We start from the raw sequence: 19841 nt of genomic DNA, 5'->3' as shown, positions 1-19841 counted from the left end.
AGGATTGGAAGGTTTACCGCCCGTTAGAACGGGATAAGTATCTAGTATATTTGAAAATCCTACACCCCCTCAATTGTAGTTTTCTTTATACTAGTTATGATATGGATGCAGTAGACACTCTTTTGTCTACTGCTTTTTTTTGATATAATACACTTTTATAAGATTGAATTTTCTTTCTTTTTGGTAACTTTCTTGATATGAATTATTCAACACTTACGTAGTTTGAAATATGTTGTTATGTAATGAGGTTCAAAATGATGGGAGTGAATAAAAGAGTGTTCCATACAGATCGCTTACAATTTCGCAAATATACAATGGATGATTTACCATTTTATGCTTCTTTATGGGGGGATGAGAAGGTAATGCGCTATATTGGAAATGGAACGTTAAAAACATTTATGCAATGTAAAAAAAGTTTGGAGGAGAGGGTACTTCCAAATTATAAAAATGGTCTCGGTTTATTTGTAATGATTGAAAAGGAAACAGGGATAAGAATTGGTCATGCAGGACTTGTCAAGCAGAAGGTAGATGGAAAAGAGGAAATTGAGATTGGCTATTGGCTACTTCCTAAATATTGGGGGAAAGGGTATGCGAAAGAGGCCGCGGCGGCTTTTCGAGACTATGGTTTTCAAGCATTACAAATGAATAAATTAATTTCACTTATTAATCCGAACCACCCAGCTTCAATATTTGTTGCTAGAAAAACAGGGCTTAGTTATGAGAAAACAACTTCATTTCATGAGATGGAAGTTCTCGTTTATTCCATTAAGCGGGTTGGATGAAAAAAGGTGAATTGCATTTTTTGGAGAATGGTATATAAAAAATAAAGGGAGGGATTACATGTATATTTATCATAATGGATTAATTATTCGTGAAGGAACGAATGGAGTGCCAGCATATGCGATTAAGACATTATTTGAAGATGCTGGCTGGAGTAATGATAATATCCCTTCTTGGCAAATTGAAAAGTTTACGATTGCATTTGAAAATTCAACATGGGCTTTCACAATTTGGGATGAAGAAGAAATGGTCGCGATGGTTAGAGTGATTTCTGATCAAATCATGGTTGCTAACATAGTAAATTTAGTTGTGAAGTGTGAGTATAGGGGGAAAGGGTTAGGTAAGAAACTTGTAGCTCTTTGTTTACAAAAGCTTCCGCATGGCGATTGGTTTGCGCATACGTCCGCTAACAATTTTGATTTTTATAGAAGTTGTGATTTTGAAGTAAGAGAGTTATCAAGAAATGGAACATGTGCGTACTATGGGTATCAAGTGGCCAAAGAGGAAGGGCATCGATAACTTATAAGGTAATAAAGAAAAAGGATTGCTATTTTAATAATATAAACTGAACTGAGACTCATTTTGTGATAAAATAAAAGAAAATTCAGTTTATTAAATGGGGGATAAAAATGAATGTAAAAGTTGGGGATATATTTAAATACGAAAGAAGATTTACCGAGGAAGAAGTTTTTGAATTTGCAAATATTACAGGCGATAAAGGTAGACATCATATGGAATATGATGAGAATGGACGATTAATGGTCCATGGTTTATTGACTGCTAGCATTGGGACGAAAGTAGGCGAAGAGTTACATTACATAGCGAGGGAATTAGTAAGTGAGTTTATTAGACCAGTTTTTACAGGGGATACGGTTACTTGTGAATTAACTTTAACAAATATTGAGCAAATGGAAGGATATAAAAAAGTTTCAATTGAGTCAGTTTATCGCAATCAACATGAAAAGACCGTACTAGTTGGGACGAGTTATGGAATTATAAGGGGATAAAAAAGAAGCCTGTTACGAAACAGGCTTCTTTTTATCGTTTAGTAAACACGTTTTCGATTTTCCGCATGACTAGAGATAAGTAATAATGCAGATTCTTCACCTATATTGCGAACAATATGAGGAACGCATGCATTCCAAGAGAAAGAATCACCTTCTTCTACAATCGCAATATCTTCTCCATGTTGAACTTCTAGTTTTCCGCGTAATACAAGATGACACTCTTCACCTTCATGAGCATTTGGTGAGTTTTCTTTCGGGAATCCGGCAGAAATTTCTACTAGAGATAGGCGGAGACCACCTTGCTCCGCAACATGTTCAATTCTTTGTTCATCTTTTCCATACACACTGTATTTACGCTCTTCTTTTTTTACAATTTTCAAACGATCTTTTTGTTCTAACAATAAATATGGAAGGGGGACATTTAAAAAATTAGCGATCATTTCTAAAGTTGAGATAGATGGTGATGTTTTATTGTTTTCAACCTGACTCATAAAGCCTTTAGAAAGACCTGTTCCTTCACAAATTTGGGCAATCGTAATTCCTCTACGTTGACGAATTTCACGAATCGCAGAACCGATATTCATAAAATCATGCTCCTTTTTGTAAACAACTATTTGTATCATAGCAAAAAAAAAATATTTTTTCTCATGAAAAATGAATTGACGAATAAAAATAATTAGTGTATGTTTTGTTGTGTAAATAAAAGTTTTGTATAACAAAACTATAAAGGAGAGAAAGAAATGAATCAACATATTGGTAACTTAATTATTCGTATCGTGTTAGGGGTAACGTTCTTTATGCACGGTTTAACAAAATTCCAATCAGGAATTGACAATATTGCAGGGTGGTTTACAAGCATTGGTTTACCAGGAGGACTTGCATACGGTGTAGCAACAGTTGAATTAGTTGGAGGTCTATTGTTAATTCTAGGTTTAGGCGTAAGGTATATTGGCTTATTATTTGCACTTGTTATGGTTGGAGCGATTGTGAAAGTAAAATGGTCAGCTGGTTTGTTAGGAGACGGGAAAAATCCTGGATTTGAGTTAGAACTTGCATTATTAGCGATGGGTGCTTACTTATTTGTTGCGAAAGCTAATGGTTTTGTAGATAATTTCTTAAAAGAGAAAATGTTAAAGAAGAATTAATTAAAATGGGGGTATAACAAAATGGGCTTTCCACTTCATCCCGAAACAACACTTGGGGTTGTTCATTTATATGTATCAAATTTAAAGAAATCGCTAGAGTTTTATACAGAAGTATTGCGTATGAAGGTACTGGAAGAAAAAAGTACAATCGTTACGTTTGGTAATGAGGACAATGAGCCACTTCTCATAATAGAAGAAAAGGAAGACGCTCTTCCGAAGCAAAGAGGTCGAACTGGTTTATATCACTATGCAATTTTATTACCAAACAGACAAGACTTAGCAAATATTCTTCGTCATTTTGTTGAGAGAGTACACCCATTACATGGTGGGGCTGACCATTACTTTAGTGAAGCTCTTTATTTAGCTGATCCAGATGGAAACGGGATTGAAATTTATCATGATCGCCAAAAAGAAGTTTGGCATGATGAAAATGGAGAGCTACCATTTGTTAGTAACCCGTTAGACGGCGAAGGATTATTACAGCAAGGAAGTACATGGAATGGGTTCCCGGCTGGTACTGTGATGGGGCACATTCATTTACATGTAGCTGACTTAGAAGAAGCGAAACGTTTCTATGTAGATGGCCTTGGTTTTGATGTAACGATTCCAGCTCGTAATGGAGCGTTGTTCGTATCAGCAGGTGGTTATCATCACCATATCGGTTTAAATACATGGCAAGGTGAAGGTATACCACCACAAATGCCAAATTCCGTTGGTTTGAAATATTTCACAATTGTACTAGCAGATGAAAAACAAAAAGAGCAAGTGTGTGAAAGTTTAAAATATATTGGCGTAGTTGCTACGTATAAAGATGGAATATTACAGGCCAAGGATCCGTTTGGACATTGTATACATTTTAAAGTGAAAGGAGAAGCCTAAAAAGGCTTCTCTTTTTTCACTTTCTTATAATAGCTTTTTCATTTTGTAAAAATAGTTCATCAAATTGCTTTGCAAGGTCAAAATCTAGTTTCGTTAAACCTTTTGCATTCCATGATGACAAAGTAATAATGACTGCTTTATACTGGATAAGGATAAATGGGTGGTGATTATGTTCTTCTGATAGTTTGGCGGCTTCAGAGACAAATTCGACTCCTTTTAAGTAGTCGGAAAACATATATTTTCTTTCAATCCATTTTTCATCTTTCACTGTCCATTTATCCAGCTTTGTTAATTCCTCTTGTACTTCTTCATTAGTTAATCGTAGCATCATTTTTCACATCCTTTACCTGCAGTAACGCAAGACCATTGTTAATAAGACGTGTTACAGATTCTTCAGTTGTGAAAGTAGAAAGTTGTTGTAATAATGCTGCTGATGCTTCGTGTCCTTTGTTATGTTCTAAAAGCAATTCTAAAATTTCAAGACGAAGCAACCATTCTTTCGGATGAAATTTATTTAATACTTCTTGAATAGCTATTAATTGATCAGTATGAGTATCGTGTAAAATACTATCGTTACGTATATCTCGAACTGTTTGATACATACGTTCAAGCTTATTCAGTACAAGTGGATCAGGCGTTTCTTGTACTTCTTCATTCATCGGGAAAAATGCAGCCGCATCTGCCGCTCCTGGGAATACAGAAGTGATTTGTGAGCCGACAGCCATATCAAATGCTCCCCATGAAGGATCAAATAATAAGCGATCTTTATGAGTAACTGCACAATTTATAAAGGAGATAAGAGCAATTTTTTTATCATTCTTTACAATGTCTGTTACTGTTCCTTTTACATGAATGCCACTTGCAAAAGTAAACTCTGCACTGCTTCCAATTGTAATGCCTAATGATTGTAATTGTTCTTCTGTACAATTTTCTAATGCAATATCTCCATCTAGTAATCCGATTGGTGTCCCGAATCCATCGCTGTGCACAGATGTAGAATGATTTGCTAGTTGTTTATTATGAATTGCTAATGCAGTTGGTGAGCTTGTTCGTGTGTAAATAACTTCACCAGTATCATTTTTAATTGTCTCTGTAAATGTACCCGTAATTTGTAATCCACTACTTAGCTCAGTTGTAGCATGATTTTCGGAGCGGATTGCTTTTTCTAATCCTTCTGTTCCACCTGTTTTAAATGCCATCGTTGTAGAGAACTGCTCAAGGGCCTCAGTCAATTCTTCAAATGATTCACAAACAAATAGCTGTGGTTGCATTTTTGTTACATCATAAGTTGTCCCGGTGCAAGCTTCAATTGAGAATGGGACTTTCTTTACAGCGTTTGTTAAGCAATGCTTACTTTCACCGACAGAGGAAAGGAGACCAGCACCGTAAATTTTCGGATCATTTATATTGCCGATTAAGCCGTATTCCACTGTCCACCAGAATAAACGTGAAATTTGTTCTGCTTCTGATAAACCAGAAACTAAGTTTTGTTTTTCGATTACAGCATTTTCAGCAACTGCAACTTCTTCAGGTGTAGAAGTAGGGCTTTCTTTTACGATCGTTAATGTACGAACGGCTTCAAAAGCATCATGTTCTTCTTTTGTGGAGAAAGCTTTCGCTCCAATTTGTCCAAAGCGTTTCACATATTTTGCATATGTAGAATCAAGCAAAATCGGTGCGTGGCCTGCAGCTTCATGAACGATATCAGGAGCGGGTGTATACTCGATATTTTCTACTTTACGAATATCTGTTGCGATTGGTAGTAATCCATGCCCCTGAAAATCGAAGAATGCGACGCCGGGAATAAGTCCGTCAATCGTTACGGCACCCCAGCCGCTTGGTGCTAAACAGTCATTCATTTCTTCTACTTTTGGAATTGCATCTATATTAATACCAGATGATTGTAGTCCGTTAACATAGGATGGATGAGCAACATCTTTTAAGAAGCTATGGTTTTGTCTCATAATGTAACGCCAAACAGCGTGATTCACCGGTGTGTATTGATCATAATGCTGTGTGGATACGAATGGTTTTAAATGTGATGGAATTTCTTTTTTCTTTGTCATTTAGACGTCCTCCTTTTTCTCTATAAAAATGAATACCAGTTTTGTATAGCTTGTACCACCTCCTTTCAGAATTGTAAGCGCTTATAAAATTTTATCATAACATTCGAAATTCTTTAACAACTGTTTGCGTGAGAAATAGAAAAATCCCCTATCGGAAAATCCGATAGGGGCGAAAAAATCGCGGTACCACCCTATTTGTAAGTGAAAATATACTTACATCTCAACTAATGATAACGGAAAAATCCCGTCTTTTCCTTCATGCATAAAAGCACTACGAAAAAGAAGCTCCAGAATTGTAATTCGTACTTATATATGTGCTAATTCCCACCGACCATTAGCTCTCTGAAACAGGGATACAAGATACTACTGCGATTCTTTCAACGCGTATATATGAAGTTATTTAAAAGGGAAGGACGCAAAAAATCCCCTATCGGAAAATCCGATAGGGACGATAAAAATCGCGGTACCACCCTATTTGTAAACAATTAATTGTTTACCACTTACTTTAAGATAACGGAAAGATCCGTCTTTCTCTTCATGCATAAAAAGCATTACGGGAAAGAAGCTCCAGAATTGTAATTCACGCTTGTATATGTACTGATTCGCACCAACCATCAGTTCTCTGAGACAGGGATATAAGTCGCTACTAGTATTCCTTCAAAGCCGATATATAATTCGTTCAACTAAACTATGTTTTGTATTATAAAACTATATTTAAAAGCTTGTCAACAATAATTTTATTATCTCACTTCTAAATCGACGTTTAAATTAGACTTATTTCCAGCTGCATCGGTTGCTACAATATGAATTGTATTCTTTCCTTGTTGTAATTGACTACGATCGAAATAAATTTCATAGTTTTTCTCCCAAGGATTTAGGTATGCACTTTCCCATGCTCCATTTCCGTTAATTTCATACTGTATCGTTACGGGATGTCCTGGAGCAACCCATCCGGATTCTGCCATCCAATCCAAAAGTATATCATCTACTTTACCTCTAATTACGAGGTTTTCTTGATCTACTTCAGACGATAATTTCGGTGCAGTACGATCGACAAAAACAGCTCCTGTCTGTTTCGTTTCTCCACCAGAGTTAGAAGCAACAGCTTCGATTTGGTATAAGCCATCAGGTAGAGGAGATCCGTCGGTTTTCGTACCATTCCATTTGAAAGATTTATAACCAGGTGTTTCGTTTTTACCTTGATGTATCATGCCTTGATATGTTACACGGTCTTTCGTAATTAAATTAGCGTGAAATGTTACATCCTCCACTGGTGTAACTAAATAGTAATTGATCAGGTTGTCATCTAGTATTCCATCATTATTTGGACTAAAAGTAGAATTAACGATTTCAAGACCATCAATACGTTTGTATTCTTTCGGATCAATGCTAAACGTAAATGGAATACGCATTTCTTCAGTCTTACCTTGCTCTTTCACATATAGATTTCCCGTATATACACCTTGTGGTAAGGAGCTATCTACATTAATAGTAAAAGGCTTTTCGATGTTACTATTAGGTTTCACACTAATAGAAGAAGAGAAAGAAGTCTGGACTTTTGTTTTTGTATCTAGTAATTCAATGCGAGTTGAAAAGTTTTTCTTTTTGTTAGAAAGATTTTGTAATGTAATATTTTGTGTTAACTTCACTTTGCCGCTATTAGGTTTAATAAGACCGAAACTTACATTGTTAGGTTTCACTAATGCATCTGTTTGGGCTGCTTTTGGAATGTTAATTAAACCAGATCCTTGTGCCATGACAGGATATGTATTTTCATTGACATCCTTTAATGTTTTTGCAGTGTTGGCAAGAGCTGCTTTCAATTGTTCTGTCGTCCAATCAGGATGCATTTGACGCAGCAGGGCAACGGCTCCCGCCACTTGTGGCGCAGCCATACTTGTTCCGTTGTGAGATTCATAGCCACCTCTCGGCACTGTACTAGTAATTTGTACTCCAGGTGCAACAATATCAGGCTTTATTAGCCAACTACCTTGTGATGGTCCTCTTGAACTAAAGTTACCAATAAGTTCTGTTTGCTTTGGTTGTCCAATTTTTATATTTTTCTTTCGTTTTGTAATTAAAGTTTTTAACTCTTCGCCATTTGTATTTGATAGTTGCATAACTGGAAGAGCTACATCTTCACGTACAAAATATTCGGGCATAAGATTAATTTCTTTTTCGTTAGAAATTAGTAGCACGCCAAGAGCGCCAGCTTGTTTCGCTTGTTCTGCTTTTACTAACGTGCTTGAAGTTCCTTGTAAAACAAGGGCGAACTTACCTTTCACATCTTGTTTAGCGTAATCACTTGAATTACCGTAGCCAACATATACAAGCTGAGCATCGTTGCCTACTTGGAAATCTGATTTTGATAACGGTAATCCTTGGTAAGATTTATTGGAACCAGCTACTTGGAATGTTGGAAATGGAATAGAAACAGTAGATGCACCAACAGAGATGACACTACTTGCGTTACCAGGAGCGTCAACAGACCAAGGTTTTGGTCCATCATTTCCATTTGAGACGACTGCAGTAACACCAAGTTTTGCTGCGCGTTCTAACGTCATTGTTACAGGTTGATCAGGTACATTCAAATCTTGACCAAGAGATAGATTTAAAACATCAGCACCATCTTGAATAGCTCGCTCAATACCTTGAATAATATCATCGGTCGTACCGGTACCACCATCATTCATGACACGGTAAGCGAGTATAGAAGCATTCGGAGCAATCCCCTTTATTTTTCCGTTACCCGCAATAATTCCAGCAACATGGGTACCGTGGACATTTCCATCCATCGGATCATTATCTTCATCGACTGTATCATAGCCACCGATATAATTTGCTTGTAAATCAGGATGGGTATAGTCGACACCTGAATCGATAATAGCGACTTTCATCCCTTTTCCATCAAGGGGTTTGCCAGTCGGATCTTTTAAATTCCAAGCTTCAGGTGCACCAACTGTAGGGCCTCCAACGTTTGGTGTTTCTTGATCTGCTAGGCTTTTTGACGTTTCATGTAATTTATATGTTAAGTTCGGATAAATTGCTTTTACTTCAGGTAAAGAAGCTAGAGCGGCAATTTGATCCCCTGGGATAGAAATAGAAAATCCAGAAAATAACGTACTATACGTTTCTTTTATGGTTGCTTTTGGTGCTTTTTCTTTTATTTTCTTTGTTGTATCCTCTTGTGCTTTTTTTAGTTGTGCATGGTATGATTGCACATTGCTATTTTGTAGGTCCGGAGCATGTTGAATGTTACTTTGTGAAGCGAGTGGAGCCTGCTGCAATTCTACAATAACTGAAATTTCTTTTGATGTTTTTGTTTCAACATTTTGCGCGATTTTGTTTTCTCCCCATTGTTCAATATTTGCTTTTAACTGTGGACTAAATTGCTTCTCTTTTTGCAGTGATTCAGCATGGGCGCTTAATGCTCCAAAGCTCGAAAAGACGAGCGCCATACTTAATAGTGTTGATGTAGTTTTCTTCATTGAAACTCCCCCTAATAAAAAGTGCCAATTTTCTGAAAATAAATATTACATTTTTATCGTTAATTATAGGAACGGATGTTGGCTGAACTATACATTCGACATAATTCATACCAATCCTCTTTGAATTAAAAATTTCTTGGGAAATTTTTTGGAATTATGTCGAATGGATAATATTTGCATATAGTAAGCGGAATATGAGGAATGCTAAAGGGGGAAATGGGGGTGCTATATGAAAAGGTTTATAGTAAGTGGAATCGTGGTTTTGTTCCTTTTTTTCTATTCAAGTTCTATTACTAGCGCAGAAAACAATGGAGTAAAAGTTGCCTTTATTCGTAATCATAATCTATGGATTAAAGTCGGTGAAAAAGAAAAACAAATTACAAAAGGAGAGTACATAACAGGACCGAAATGGTCACATAATGGAGAATGGCTTGCATATGCAAAAGGAAAGAAGCGAAATCACTTTGAACTGTATCGGCTAAAAGATGGAAAGAAAGTTAGACCATCTCAATCAGAAGTATCGAATTATCAATGGTCACCAACAGAGAATATAATTGCATTTGTATTTGCACGCACATTAAATACATTTGATGCTGAAAAAAAGAAAGCAGATTTTGAAAACATAGCTAATGGTGTAGGTGACTATGCATGGTATCCTGATGGTAAGAAGTTTCTTGTATCATCAGAAGCGTACTTGCTTCCAACAGGATGGACAGGTGCTCAGTTATATGAAATACAAAAGGATGCAAATATGAATCCTCATAAGATGAAGCATTTATCTGCACTACCGAATGAGCATGATGACTTTTTAGCATTAGTTGGAAGTGGATTTAATTGGTCGCCAGATCAAAAATGGATTTCGTTTTTGGCAGTACCAACAGCTTCTTTGTCAGCTGATAGTAATACCCTTTGCTTAATTCGATCAGACGGCAGTCGTTTTGAAACAGTAGATCAAATGTTATTAAACACACAATGGTTCAAATGGGCGCCATCAAAAAATATATTAGCCTATATTGAAGGAAGCGGGAGGGTTGCTTTAGAGAATAAGCATTTAAAAATAAAAGAATTGCCGGCTCTCCAGCAAAATACATTTACTCCAAAAGGCTATGTTGATTGGGATTTCACATGGAAGAACGAGAATGTAATTATCGTTTCAAGGGCAAAGGAAGCAGAGCTATCGGTCCCTCTAGAAAAAAGGCCACTACCATCTTTATATGAAATAAATAGTACAACAGATGAACAACATCAAATTACAAAGCCATCCAATAGCCAAGGCGATTATAACCCTATTTTTAGTAAGAAAAGCAACCAATTAATGTGGCTCCGTTCAAATCGTAAGAAAGCTGATGTATGGCTTGCTCATAACGATGGAAAACATGAAAAGAAATGGATTGAAAATATAGATGTACCAGAGTGGTATTATGAGAAATGGAATTGGGAAGATGTCGTTTCGGTTAAAGACGAGTAAAAAAACCTGCCTGAAATATAATTTCCAGGTAGGTTTTTCAATGTTATTTATGTGTTTTATTTGGCTTTTTTTTCGCAGGGTTTCCGTTCCCTTGGCGCTTTCTATTTTGTTCATCTTTTGCTTGTTTTTCATGTAATGTATCTAAAAAGTCATTTGAGTTACTCATTTTTATATCTCTCCTTTTTTCATTGCGTCCTAGTTACTATAACCATTTAGGAGGATAATCATGAGATAAAAGTTAAGCGCTTAGTTTTCTTCGGTAGTATAAGTAAAATAGTCCATACGTAATGAATAACATAAGTAAAACTTGTAACTCTACATTTTCTTTTAAAATAGTTGCGACAGAAGATGGTAAGTAAGGTGATGTATCGCTCGTTCCTAAACCTAACCATTTGTTTAAGAGGTTAATGATACAAAATATGAAAACACCGGACCAGCTTGCGATAATTGCTTTTTGTTTAATTTTTGTTTCACGCTCATCATCTGTAATCCAAGGATTAGCAGTTTTATCACTATTAAAAAAGCCATTTATGTATCCCCATATGATCATTCCCATAAAGACGATAATCCATTTCATATTTGTAATCCTCCTCTTCTTGTAAAAAATATTTTACATATATAATTGTAATATTTTCCAAATGTTGATGTCAAACACTTTTTACATTCTACTTTTTAAAATAGCAGGAGTAAAGAAAAAAATAGGGAAGAAATATGTGAGACCATTTTCTAGTGAGAGGAAGAGGAGAATGAAACTTATTTTTGTTCGGCATGGTGAAGGTGAACATACGAAAGATTTACCATTAAGTTTACAAGCTGTGAATCCGCCATTGACGGGCGTGGGAAAGAAGCAGGCTGAATTGCTTCAGTGCGATGTACCATTACAAGAAAAGGATATATTAATCGCTAGTCCTACACTTCGAACTTTACAAACTGCGACAATATGGAGTGCGGAAGTTGCTTGTCAAAAAATTGTTCACCCACATATATCCCCGCGAATTTTTCCTTATCGGGAATCCGCCAAAACATTACCGTGCGATCAATTGTTAGAACGAAAGATAATACAAAACTTATTTCCACATTTTTCATTAGAAGAAAGTAGAAATGAATTGTTATGGAATGAGGGAGTCAATATCATCTTGGAGATGGAATTTCAGCAAATAGTAGATGAATTTCTGCACTGGTGCTATCAGTTAAAAGCAGAAAAAATTTGTATCGTTGCACACGATGGAACAATTACAGCGTATAGGCAATATTTACAGAAAGTCGCTTTAACTAGAGCTGATTTTTTGAAAGAAACGGGTATATATGAAATGGACTTATAGGAGAGGAAATTTGTAATGGAAGAGTTAGGAGAAGATGTGTACGACTTAAATGAGCCGAGAGTATACTTTAGCGTAGCGGAAATTAAGTGATATGCAAAATTGCATATTACACATATTGTAAATGGTTGGTATAAGTTTTGGGGGGTGAAACTAGTAGAATCCTTTTTATATAGTGGTGTAAAATCATATGTTGGATTGATAGATTATGTAGATGGAAATGTAGCACTTATGTTTACAATACGCCTATTTTACGGGTTTGTTAACCATGACCAAACGTTAGAATAAGTTGTTCGAGAAGCGAGATTAACCGATGAGGAGACATGTACATTTGGAGTATATAAACAATATGAAACGGATTTATTCTATATTCGAATGAATGCGTTTCACATTTAACTCACAGTTTTTTTACATTTTCTTCAATGAAAATGATTATCACATGTGGTATGATATGTTCAAGTTTTTACAGGTAATAAAAGTTACTATATAAACGTTAGTATGTAATGTTTTTTATGTATGTCACAAATTATTCACGATTAACGTTTTAAAAGTAAGTAACTAATGTTATTATATTATCTGTAACTGAATTAATTACAACTTTAGGAGGAAGATATGATTATTCAATTTTTAAGAGAAAACAAAGCAGTTTCTTTTGTATTAGCGATAATTCGAGTGTATCTTGGTTACACATGGGTAATGGCTGGAATCGGTAAACTACAAGGGAAAGGCTTCGATGCAACTGGTTATTTACAAGGTGCAATTGAAAAATCTAAAGGAGCACAACCAGCTGTTCAATCTTGGTGGGCATCATTTTTACAAGATTTTGCAATTCCAAACGTTGATTTATTTAATACACTTGTGACGTGGGGAGAAATTTTAGTCGGAATTGGTTTAATTGTAGGCTGTTTAACAAAAACAGCGGTCTTTTTCGGTCTTGTAATGAACTTTTCCTATATGTTTAGTGGGTCAATTGGTGTAAACCCTGAAATGGTTATCTTATCCATGTTCGTTCTTGTTTCTGGTATGAATGCTGGAAAACTTGGAATTGATGGCTTAGTTATTCCAAAAGTACTAGGATCAAAAATTCAAAAACGCCAAAAGCAAGCTGCTTAATATATGAAAACGGGTATCTCAAAAGGAGATACCCGTTTATTTTTCAGCACTTATAGGATTTTTCTCGAAGAAATCTTTTACATACCCTACAAACTCTTGTGGCTCTTGACGAAATGGAGCATGATAACCTTTTTCAATAATATGGAAAGTGCTATTTTTTAAGAATTGATGATAAGTTTCTCCTTCTTTCCAAGAAACGCTACTATCATTTCTTCCCCATATAATTAAAGTTGGTTGCTTGATTTCAGTTGCATTGATTTGAAGACGCCTAGGCCATAATTTCATTTTATTATAATGCTCTTCATCATTACGCTTGAATTTAACTTTGCTCTCATCATAATCTGCAATAGAAGAAACGGCACTTAAATCAGTCGACAACTTTGGTTTTGGTGAACCTTGTTTATTAACGAACGTATGAGGGCCGCCTGTAGCATCAGTTAAAATAAGGTGGGTAACCGCTTCGGGGTATAAATATGTTAAATTAAGAGAAATTTCTCCGCCCATAGAATGTCCCAGTATTGCGAATGAGTCATACCCTAATTTTTTCATTAACTTATAATACAAATTTGCATGAGTTGGGAAAGAATAATAAAAATCCATCGGTTTAGAGGAACGTCCGAATCCTAAAGCATCAACAGAAATAATCGTATGATCTTTTGCTAAATCTGAGTAAACCTTTTGAAAACCATTGGATGATCCTCCAAATCCATGGATCATAAGTAAAGGTGGTTTTTCATCACCAATCTTTTTAAAGTAAATCGTTTGACCATCTATCTCTACCATTTTTTCCTCGGTAGCTAGTTTCGCTGTAATTGTATTTTTAACTTGTTTTACTTGTTCTACTGGCTTTTCTGCTGCACTACATCCTACTAATAGTGTAAGAGTAAGACAACCTACCATAAAATAGCTAAATCGCTTCAATTAGGTGTCCCCTTTCTAACATAACGCTGCATCTATCATAGCAAATAGTATATTACGATTTCCAGGAAGTTGATTACCATTCTTTATCATAAGAGGTGAAAGGAGCGTTTCCTGGAAATTTTCTGTTTGAAGAAATTGACGGAAAATGAATTGTGAGTGCGGAACATCAATGCGTATTGTCCCATTCCACGAGTTGCAAATTATTTCTAATAACTGAATAGCGTCTTTTTCTTTTTTTGAAATAAGTGGAGTGATACATAGTACATCTCCTTTTTGTATGCATAAAGCAAAAGCATCTATTTGATTATCCCGCTCTATTTTAAAGGAGTAAGTTGCTCTCGATAGTAGTGATAAATAAAGCTTAGAACGATCTGCACCAGTCGCAGTTTGATCAAGAAAAATGAGAGATTGAAGATCGGCTTGCTGAATTTGTTTTATGGGAAAAGAATTTGTACTTATATGAGCCGCTTGTTTTTCGAAACGATGAATTGTTGTTATTGATTGAAATCCATAAGATACATATAAGGATTCACCAGCTTTTGTTGCAATGAGTGTAATAGGGAGCGATGGATAAGTTACTTTTAAGCTATTGTTTAACAAAATACGGCCAATTCCTTTTCTTTGAAAATCAGGATGCACGATTAACATACCGATAGAAGAAAATCCAGGGGCAAACGAAAAGACCCCGCCCGCTGCAATAAGTTTATTCTCATGTACATAGCCAAAAATTGTGCCAATGGAAAGGTACATATGGAATTGCTCTTTCATAAAACTCGCATGCTGTAACCACCCAACTGATTCGCAAAGAGAGAGTAAGGCTGGAATGGAAGATTCGTCTAGTTTTACTGTTTTCATAAAGTTCACCATATTTCTATTTAAATTAGAAAAAATAAGAATAATATTAAGAAATGTAAAATAATAGGTTCGTATTAAAAGAAATCCAACATGTTTATATTTATCTTTGTAAAGGGGAGTATGCTTGATATGAAAAGACAAACTTATACAAATTATAACTTAAATTTACATAAGTTAACAAAAAATTTACATATAACTCATTTTCTCTTAACAGTCTTCTATTAAATTTGATAGTGGGAAATGAATAACCTAATTAGGGGGACAAGACAGTGAAAAAGTTTGTAAAAAAAGCATGGCCATTTGCAGTTGTGGCGTCGTTAGCAGTTACTTCGGTAGCAACATGGAATTTTACGCGTTCTAGTGAGGTTAATGCAGATGAGAACGGAAACAATGCAAAAATTAAAAATGTCATTGTATTAATTGGGGACGGTATGGGGCCTTCATATATGACAGCTCATCGTTATATGAAAGATAATCCAAAAACATTTGAGATGGAATCTACAGAATTTGATAAGCATCTTGTAGGAACACAAAAAACATATCCAGAAGATGAACATGAAAATATTACAGACTCTGCATCGGCAGCTACTGCGATGTCAGCAGGTATAAAAACATATAACGCAGCTATTGCAGTAGATAATGATAAAGCTGAAGTGAAAACAGTATTGGAGCAAGCGAAAGAAAAAGGGAAGTCAACGGGACTCGTTGCAACTTCTGAAATTACGCATGCAACACCAGCTGCATTCGGTGCACATGATATTAGTCGTAAAAATATGGACGCAATTGCAAATGATTACTTTGATGAAAAAATTAAAGGTAAGCATAAAATAGATGTTATGCTTGGCGGGGGCGTAAAGAACTTTGTTAGAAAAGACCGCAATCTTACAGAAGAATTTAAGAAGTCTGGTTATAGTTATGTAACAGATCGTAATCAATTATTAAATGATAAAAGCGATCAAGTTCTTGGCTTATTTGCACCAGGTGGTTTAGACAAAATGATTGACCGTACTGACAAAACACCTTCATTAGAAGAGATGACAAATGCAGCGATTGAGCGCTTGAACAAAAATAAAGACGGTTTCTTCTTAATGGTCGAAGGTAGTCAAATTGATTGGGCTGGACATGATAATGATATTGTCGGTGCAATGAGTGAAATGGAAGACTTCGAAAAAGCGTTTAAAGCAGCAATTGAGTTTGCGAAAAAAGATAAGAACACATTAGTTGTTGCAACTGCAGACCATGCTACTGGCGGATTATCTTTAGGTGCGAATGGTGAGTATAACTTTAAAGTAGATCCGATTAAAGCTGCGAAACGTACGCCAGACTTTATGGCAAATGAGATTGTAAAAGGTGCAAATGTAGAAGAAACATTGAAAAAGTATATTGATCTACAATTAACACCAGAAGAAATTAAAGCTGTAAATGATATAGCTCCATCAAAAGATGTAACAAAGATTGATAATGCAATTGAAGATATCTTCAATAAGCGTTCGGTTACAGGTTGGACAACGGGTGGACATACAGGTGAAGATGTGAACGTATATGCATTCGGACCAGGTAAATACTTATTCTCTGGCGTTCAAGAGAATACAAATATAGCTAAACGTGTCTTTGACATCGTTGGCGGCGGCGATCCGAATAAAGGAAGACGCTAATTATAAATGAAAGTGAGGCGAAATGCCTCACTTTTCTTTTTAGGAGATGGAAAGATGAGCGTTTTTTTAGGGAAATTAAGATTCCTTCTAGTATTCGTATTATTGCTAGTTGGATGTCAATCTCAAGAGAATAATATAGAACAAAAATCTGCTGGGAAAACTGAGGAAAAGGTACATATAACGAAAGAAGAAGAGAAATCCATTCAAGATGTTATTGAGGCATTTGTACGGACAACGAATGAAAAAAATCTTGCTGAACATATGGAGTTATTTTCAAAGAAGATGCCTAGTGCTGAAGACTTAAAAACACAAAAGGAAGCGGCATTTCAAAAGGGAAATAAGAAAATAGAGTTAGAACATATGAATATGAAAGCTCTTAAAGGTGGGCTTGTTATTGTTGAAACGGAGGAAAAAGAAGTAGATGGAGGGGTTACTCTTCAGAAGAAAATGCAGTACGCACTTGGAAAAGAAGAAGAAGGGTGGAAGATTGAAGAGGTTCGTACGATAGAGAAGAAATAAAGTGAAACTTTAATCAGTGGGAGTCTTACTGCCCGCAAATAGCGGGATAAAAAGGTTCTCATAGGAGAGAACCTTTTAAAGTGGTAATAAAATTTGATTTGAACATGCTTCAATGTCATCAATATCTTGACGGATTGTTGCCATCTTATTATCGAGGTCTTCAGCTTTCATAGCAGCGTCATGTAGTTCATCTTTCAAATAGTCAGGTATATTTCCTTCATATTTGTAGTAAAGCTTATGTTCTAAACTTGCCCAAAAGTCCATGGCAAGTGTACGTAATTGAATTTCTGCAAAGACATCTTTCGTACCAGAATTTAGTGACAATGGATATTTAATAATCATATGCAAACTTTTATAGCCATTTCCTTTTGGATTAGCAATATAATCTTTTACTTCTACAATTTCCATATCTCCACGATTTTCAATAACTTCTTTTAAATGATAAATATCTTCTACAAAGCAACATGTAATACGGATGCCAATAATATCTTGTAATTGTGTTTGAGCATTTTCAACTGTTGGTGATAAGTTTTTACGCTCAAGCTTCCTAATGATACTTTCGGGTTGTTTAAGTCTTGTTTTTATATGTTCAAACGGGTTGTAGTCTTCTAAAAATTGAGCTTCCCGGTTCATAATTTCAAATTTAGTTTTTAACTCTTCTAAAGCGAATGTATAAGGTAATACAAAAGCTTTCCAGTAGTTAACTGTTGATTGGTTATATTCCATTTATATACACACCTTTTCTTATTTACAAGTGAAGTTGTTATTATACTAAACACCAAATCATGTAGGCGCAAGCAGCAAATGATGAGATCATAAAGCGATATTTAGTTTTCATCTTTTCAACCCCTTTCAAATGAAATTATATATGAATAAACGTCATTGTTAGTAATTTCACTATGTACAATTCCTATAGTAATAGATTCATGTGAAATTCGTATGAACTAATTGTTTCAGCTTTTTGTCTTTTTGCTAATGGTTTTTGGTTTTGTTTGTTATAATTACCTTAAATTGTAATAAAGGAGAGGGTATGATGAATCCAAAAGATAAAGAAAGAAAAGAGAAAGTGGCTCATATTTTTGAAATTCCAGATGAATATAGGCTTGTTGTAGATGATCAAGAAGGAGTGGATGATCCTCATCATTTATTATGGTGGGGGCATAAAGAGGATGAGGAGAAACAGATACAAATTTCATTAAATAGGCATACTGGTAATTTATTTGAATTCAGGATAGATGATGAAAATTATTTTTCGAGTGATAAAGAAGCGATAGAGGAGAATAAGGCAAGAGAGATTGCAAATGTATTTATAAAAAAACATGTGGAAGAAGGATTAGAATTTTATACATATGTGTCAGTTAAGGATGACTGGCGTGTTTGGAAAGAAATAAATTATATGCAGGAAGTGAATGGATATCCATTGCCGAATACAGGATGTGTTGTGCGAATTCATCCTTCAGGTAATGTTGTGCATTTTCATTACAATGGACAAAAAGCTATAGAGAAAAAACCGTTATGGCCAATTGAAATTGTTGAGGAGAACGTCGTTTTAGAAACTTTGAGAGCTAGACAAGATATGAGACTTGTATTTGTGGATTTAACACATTCTTCATGTAAATATGAAAATGGTGAGGAAGTAAAAGGCTATCATCTTGTATATGAACCAGAACCTAGTCATGCGTTTATTGATGCAAGTACAGGTAAAGATTTGTTTGACCCAGATCATTATAAATTGCCTCCAACTGTAGCTGTTGAAAAACCGAAAAAAGGTAGTCAACAAGATGATATATTCGATTTATTTGACTGGGATAAAGAAAGTTTTACAAAAGTGGCTGAGACAGAAAATGAAGATGGAATAAGGATGAAATTTGTTTCGAAAGAGGAATTACAAAAACAGAAAGAAGAAAAGAATCCATATTTAATGAATGAATTCTTTAAAAAGCATTTACCGATGTTAAAATATAATAATTTAGTTGGCATTACGATTGATAAATCAACCAATGAATTAATTGGTTTTATAAAACTGGCAGACGATAAAGAAGTAAAACAAATACTGTCTAGAGAGGAATGTTTACAAAAAGCACTTCAATTTTTAGAACATGTTATTCCAGATGTTACACAATATCTTCGCCTTTGGGATGAACGTGACGAAGATGAAGGGATTGAAAGATTTGTCTTTTCAGTATATGTGAATGAAATTCCGGTAGAGTATAGGGAATTCATGGTCAACATTAATACAGAAAATGGTGCTGTGATGCACTACTCGGGAAAACCTAGCAATATAATAGAAGAGTTACTTGCACATGAAACAGCACCAAAAGTAACAAAAGAAAAAGCGTTAGAAATATATAAAGAGGTCATTCGAGTAAAATTAGAATGGTGTATAGATCATGATGCAGAGGAAATGAAATATAAACTGCTGTATAAACAAACGAGGAGTGAAAATCATAAAGAATCCGTCGATTGTAGTCGGAAAATTCGTTACATAGATGCGCAGACTGGAGAGAAAATTTGGAGTGAATATTAGTAAAAGCCAATCGATACGTTTCGATTGGCTTTTACTATGTTTATAGAAAAATTTAATGATTAGCGTTGAGTGATTTAAGAATGCCATTAAGTTAAGAGT

20 protein-coding genes, 1 pseudogene and 2 other annotated features are annotated in these 19841 nt (G+C 35.2%); of the genes and pseudogenes, 12 read left to right on the top strand and 9 right to left on the bottom strand.

The window, feature by feature from the left end:
- Positions 1–254: 254 nt before the first annotated feature.
- The 3 genes from LCF45_RS21560 to LCF45_RS21550 all read left to right on the top strand — a co-directional run bounded on the left by LCF45_RS21560 (position 255) and on the right by LCF45_RS21550 (position 1787).
- On the top strand, positions 255–782 hold the full coding sequence (locus LCF45_RS21560) for a GNAT family N-acetyltransferase (RefSeq protein WP_002129191.1): 528 nt from the start codon (positions 255–257) through the stop codon (positions 780–782).
- A gap of 58 nt (positions 783–840) precedes the next feature.
- Positions 841–1299, top strand: a complete 459-nt coding sequence (locus LCF45_RS21555; RefSeq protein ID WP_002129190.1) for a GNAT family N-acetyltransferase — start codon at positions 841–843, stop codon at positions 1297–1299.
- Positions 1300–1409: 110 nt separating this feature from the next.
- The gene (locus LCF45_RS21550) at positions 1410–1787 is read left to right on the top strand and encodes a hotdog family protein (RefSeq protein WP_002129189.1); all 378 of its coding nucleotides are present in this window, start codon (positions 1410–1412) and stop codon (positions 1785–1787) included.
- A 38-nt stretch (positions 1788–1825) separates the two neighbouring features.
- Here the strand turns inward: LCF45_RS21550 and LCF45_RS21545 are convergent, their stop codons facing one another.
- Positions 1826–2371 carry a helix-turn-helix domain-containing protein gene (locus tag LCF45_RS21545; RefSeq protein WP_002015249.1) on the bottom strand — a complete coding sequence of 182 codons (546 nt, stop codon included), beginning with the start codon at positions 2369–2371 and terminating at the stop codon, positions 1826–1828.
- 156 nt (positions 2372–2527) lie between these two features.
- On the opposite strand from LCF45_RS21545, the gene LCF45_RS21540 reads away from it, so the two are divergent.
- Together LCF45_RS21540 and LCF45_RS21535 are read left to right on the top strand one after the other, a co-directional pair.
- Complete coding sequence (locus LCF45_RS21540; protein WP_002015248.1) at positions 2528–2932, top strand: DoxX family protein; 405 nt, start codon at positions 2528–2530, stop codon at positions 2930–2932.
- Between the two features lie 21 nt (positions 2933–2953).
- Positions 2954–3811 carry a VOC family protein gene (locus LCF45_RS21535; RefSeq protein WP_002015247.1) on the top strand — a complete coding sequence of 286 codons (858 nt, stop codon included), beginning with the start codon at positions 2954–2956 and terminating at the stop codon, positions 3809–3811.
- 16 nt (positions 3812–3827) lie between these two features.
- On the opposite strand, the gene LCF45_RS21530 is transcribed toward LCF45_RS21535, so the two are convergent.
- The 3 genes from LCF45_RS21530 to LCF45_RS21520 form a co-directional block, all read right to left on the bottom strand.
- Complete coding sequence (locus tag LCF45_RS21530; RefSeq protein WP_002167644.1) at positions 3828–4142, bottom strand: 4a-hydroxytetrahydrobiopterin dehydratase; 315 nt, start codon at positions 4140–4142, stop codon at positions 3828–3830.
- Positions 4123–5877, bottom strand: coding sequence for an aromatic amino acid hydroxylase (locus LCF45_RS21525; protein ID WP_002167645.1), 1755 nt, complete (start codon positions 5875–5877; stop codon positions 4123–4125). Before LCF45_RS21525 ends, LCF45_RS21530 begins: the two co-directional genes overlap by 20 nt.
- A gap of 162 nt (positions 5878–6039) precedes the next feature.
- Positions 6040–6267: a binding site (T-box leader), on the bottom strand.
- A 51-nt stretch (positions 6268–6318) separates the two neighbouring features.
- Positions 6319–6547: a binding site (T-box leader), on the bottom strand.
- 70 nt (positions 6548–6617) lie between these two features.
- On the bottom strand, positions 6618–9365 hold the full coding sequence (locus tag LCF45_RS21520) for a S8 family peptidase (protein ID WP_088045153.1): 2748 nt from the start codon (positions 9363–9365) through the stop codon (positions 6618–6620).
- A gap of 229 nt (positions 9366–9594) precedes the next feature.
- Here LCF45_RS21520 and LCF45_RS21515 point away from each other — a divergent pair, with 229 nt between their 5' ends.
- Positions 9595–10833 carry a TolB family protein gene (locus tag LCF45_RS21515; protein WP_002167647.1) on the top strand — a complete coding sequence of 413 codons (1239 nt, stop codon included), beginning with the start codon at positions 9595–9597 and terminating at the stop codon, positions 10831–10833.
- A 43-nt stretch (positions 10834–10876) separates the two neighbouring features.
- Here LCF45_RS21515 and LCF45_RS21510 read toward each other — a convergent pair whose 3' ends face one another.
- Together LCF45_RS21510 and LCF45_RS21505 are read right to left on the bottom strand one after the other, a co-directional pair.
- Positions 10877–10999, bottom strand: coding sequence for a DUF4023 domain-containing protein (locus LCF45_RS21510; protein ID WP_000071861.1), 123 nt, complete (start codon positions 10997–10999; stop codon positions 10877–10879).
- 72 nt (positions 11000–11071) lie between these two features.
- Positions 11072–11410 (bottom strand): hypothetical protein, encoded by a 339-nt coding sequence (locus tag LCF45_RS21505; RefSeq protein WP_002167648.1) that lies wholly within the window; start codon positions 11408–11410, stop codon positions 11072–11074.
- A gap of 169 nt (positions 11411–11579) precedes the next feature.
- On the opposite strand from LCF45_RS21505, the gene LCF45_RS21500 reads away from it, so the two are divergent.
- The 3 genes and pseudogenes from LCF45_RS21500 (at position 11580) to LCF45_RS21490 (ending at position 13265) form a co-directional block, all read left to right on the top strand.
- Positions 11580–12155 (top strand): histidine phosphatase family protein, encoded by a 576-nt coding sequence (locus tag LCF45_RS21500; RefSeq protein ID WP_263894278.1) that lies wholly within the window; start codon positions 11580–11582, stop codon positions 12153–12155.
- Positions 12156–12440 (top strand): annotated as a pseudogene (locus LCF45_RS21495) (delta-aminolevulinic acid dehydratase); the annotation flags it as partial.
- Between the two features lie 324 nt (positions 12441–12764).
- The gene (locus LCF45_RS21490; protein ID WP_002015237.1) at positions 12765–13265 is read left to right on the top strand and encodes a DoxX family protein; all 501 of its coding nucleotides are present in this window, start codon (positions 12765–12767) and stop codon (positions 13263–13265) included.
- Between the two features lie 36 nt (positions 13266–13301).
- Here LCF45_RS21490 and LCF45_RS21485 read toward each other — a convergent pair whose 3' ends face one another.
- Positions 13302–14186: an alpha/beta fold hydrolase gene (locus LCF45_RS21485; protein ID WP_002129173.1), complete on the bottom strand. Its 885-nt coding sequence runs from the start codon at positions 14184–14186 to the stop codon at positions 13302–13304.
- A gap of 15 nt (positions 14187–14201) precedes the next feature.
- Positions 14202–15041 (bottom strand): GNAT family N-acetyltransferase, encoded by an 840-nt coding sequence (locus tag LCF45_RS21480; protein WP_002129172.1) that lies wholly within the window; start codon positions 15039–15041, stop codon positions 14202–14204.
- A gap of 269 nt (positions 15042–15310) precedes the next feature.
- Between LCF45_RS21480 and LCF45_RS21475 the strand changes: the two genes are divergently transcribed.
- Entirely contained in the window at positions 15311–16696 is a 1386-nt protein-coding gene (locus LCF45_RS21475; RefSeq protein WP_002129171.1) for an alkaline phosphatase, read from the top strand.
- A 54-nt stretch (positions 16697–16750) separates the two neighbouring features.
- Positions 16751–17215, top strand: a complete 465-nt coding sequence (locus tag LCF45_RS21470) for a hypothetical protein (protein ID WP_002129170.1) — start codon at positions 16751–16753, stop codon at positions 17213–17215.
- Between the two features lie 75 nt (positions 17216–17290).
- Here LCF45_RS21470 and LCF45_RS21465 read toward each other — a convergent pair whose 3' ends face one another.
- Positions 17291–17941, bottom strand: coding sequence for a GTP pyrophosphokinase (locus tag LCF45_RS21465; protein ID WP_002015229.1), 651 nt, complete (start codon positions 17939–17941; stop codon positions 17291–17293).
- Between the two features lie 304 nt (positions 17942–18245).
- Between LCF45_RS21465 and LCF45_RS21460 the strand changes: the two genes are divergently transcribed.
- Positions 18246–19742, top strand: coding sequence for a DUF4901 domain-containing protein (locus LCF45_RS21460; RefSeq protein ID WP_263894277.1), 1497 nt, complete (start codon positions 18246–18248; stop codon positions 19740–19742).
- Positions 19743–19841: the final 99 nt, after the last annotated feature.

Source organism: Bacillus sp. 41-22 (assembly GCF_025809295.1).
Taxonomy (GTDB): Bacteria; Bacillota; Bacilli; order Bacillales; family Bacillaceae_G; genus Bacillus_A; species Bacillus_A mycoides.
The sequence above is the reverse complement of the archived record's forward strand: the minus strand, read 5'-3'. Positions and strand labels throughout refer to the sequence as shown.

Coding starts and splice junctions, on each gene's coding strand:
- LCF45_RS21560 (WP_002129191.1), top strand. CDS start 255: ATGATGGGAGTGAATAAAAGAGTGTTCCATACAGATCGCTTACAATTT.
- LCF45_RS21555 (WP_002129190.1), top strand. CDS start 841: ATGTATATTTATCATAATGGATTAATTATTCGTGAAGGAACGAATGGA.
- LCF45_RS21550 (WP_002129189.1), top strand. CDS start 1,410: ATGAATGTAAAAGTTGGGGATATATTTAAATACGAAAGAAGATTTACC.
- LCF45_RS21545 (WP_002015249.1), bottom strand. CDS start 2,371: ATGAATATCGGTTCTGCGATTCGTGAAATTCGTCAACGTAGAGGAATT.
- LCF45_RS21540 (WP_002015248.1), top strand. CDS start 2,528: ATGAATCAACATATTGGTAACTTAATTATTCGTATCGTGTTAGGGGTA.
- LCF45_RS21535 (WP_002015247.1), top strand. CDS start 2,954: ATGGGCTTTCCACTTCATCCCGAAACAACACTTGGGGTTGTTCATTTA.
- LCF45_RS21530 (WP_002167644.1), bottom strand. CDS start 4,142: ATGATGCTACGATTAACTAATGAAGAAGTACAAGAGGAATTAACAAAG.
- LCF45_RS21525 (WP_002167645.1), bottom strand. CDS start 5,877: ATGACAAAGAAAAAAGAAATTCCATCACATTTAAAACCATTCGTATCC.
- LCF45_RS21520 (WP_088045153.1), bottom strand. CDS start 9,365: ATGAAGAAAACTACATCAACACTATTAAGTATGGCGCTCGTCTTTTCG.
- LCF45_RS21515 (WP_002167647.1), top strand. CDS start 9,595: ATGAAAAGGTTTATAGTAAGTGGAATCGTGGTTTTGTTCCTTTTTTTC.
- LCF45_RS21510 (WP_000071861.1), bottom strand. CDS start 10,999: ATGAGTAACTCAAATGACTTTTTAGATACATTACATGAAAAACAAGCA.
- LCF45_RS21505 (WP_002167648.1), bottom strand. CDS start 11,410: ATGAAATGGATTATCGTCTTTATGGGAATGATCATATGGGGATACATA.
- LCF45_RS21500 (WP_263894278.1), top strand. CDS start 11,580: ATGAAACTTATTTTTGTTCGGCATGGTGAAGGTGAACATACGAAAGAT.
- LCF45_RS21490 (WP_002015237.1), top strand. CDS start 12,765: ATGATTATTCAATTTTTAAGAGAAAACAAAGCAGTTTCTTTTGTATTA.
- LCF45_RS21480 (WP_002129172.1), bottom strand. CDS start 15,041: ATGAAAACAGTAAAACTAGACGAATCTTCCATTCCAGCCTTACTCTCT.
- LCF45_RS21470 (WP_002129170.1), top strand. CDS start 16,751: ATGAGCGTTTTTTTAGGGAAATTAAGATTCCTTCTAGTATTCGTATTA.
- LCF45_RS21465 (WP_002015229.1), bottom strand. CDS start 17,941: ATGGAATATAACCAATCAACAGTTAACTACTGGAAAGCTTTTGTATTA.
- LCF45_RS21460 (WP_263894277.1), top strand. CDS start 18,246: ATGATGAATCCAAAAGATAAAGAAAGAAAAGAGAAAGTGGCTCATATT.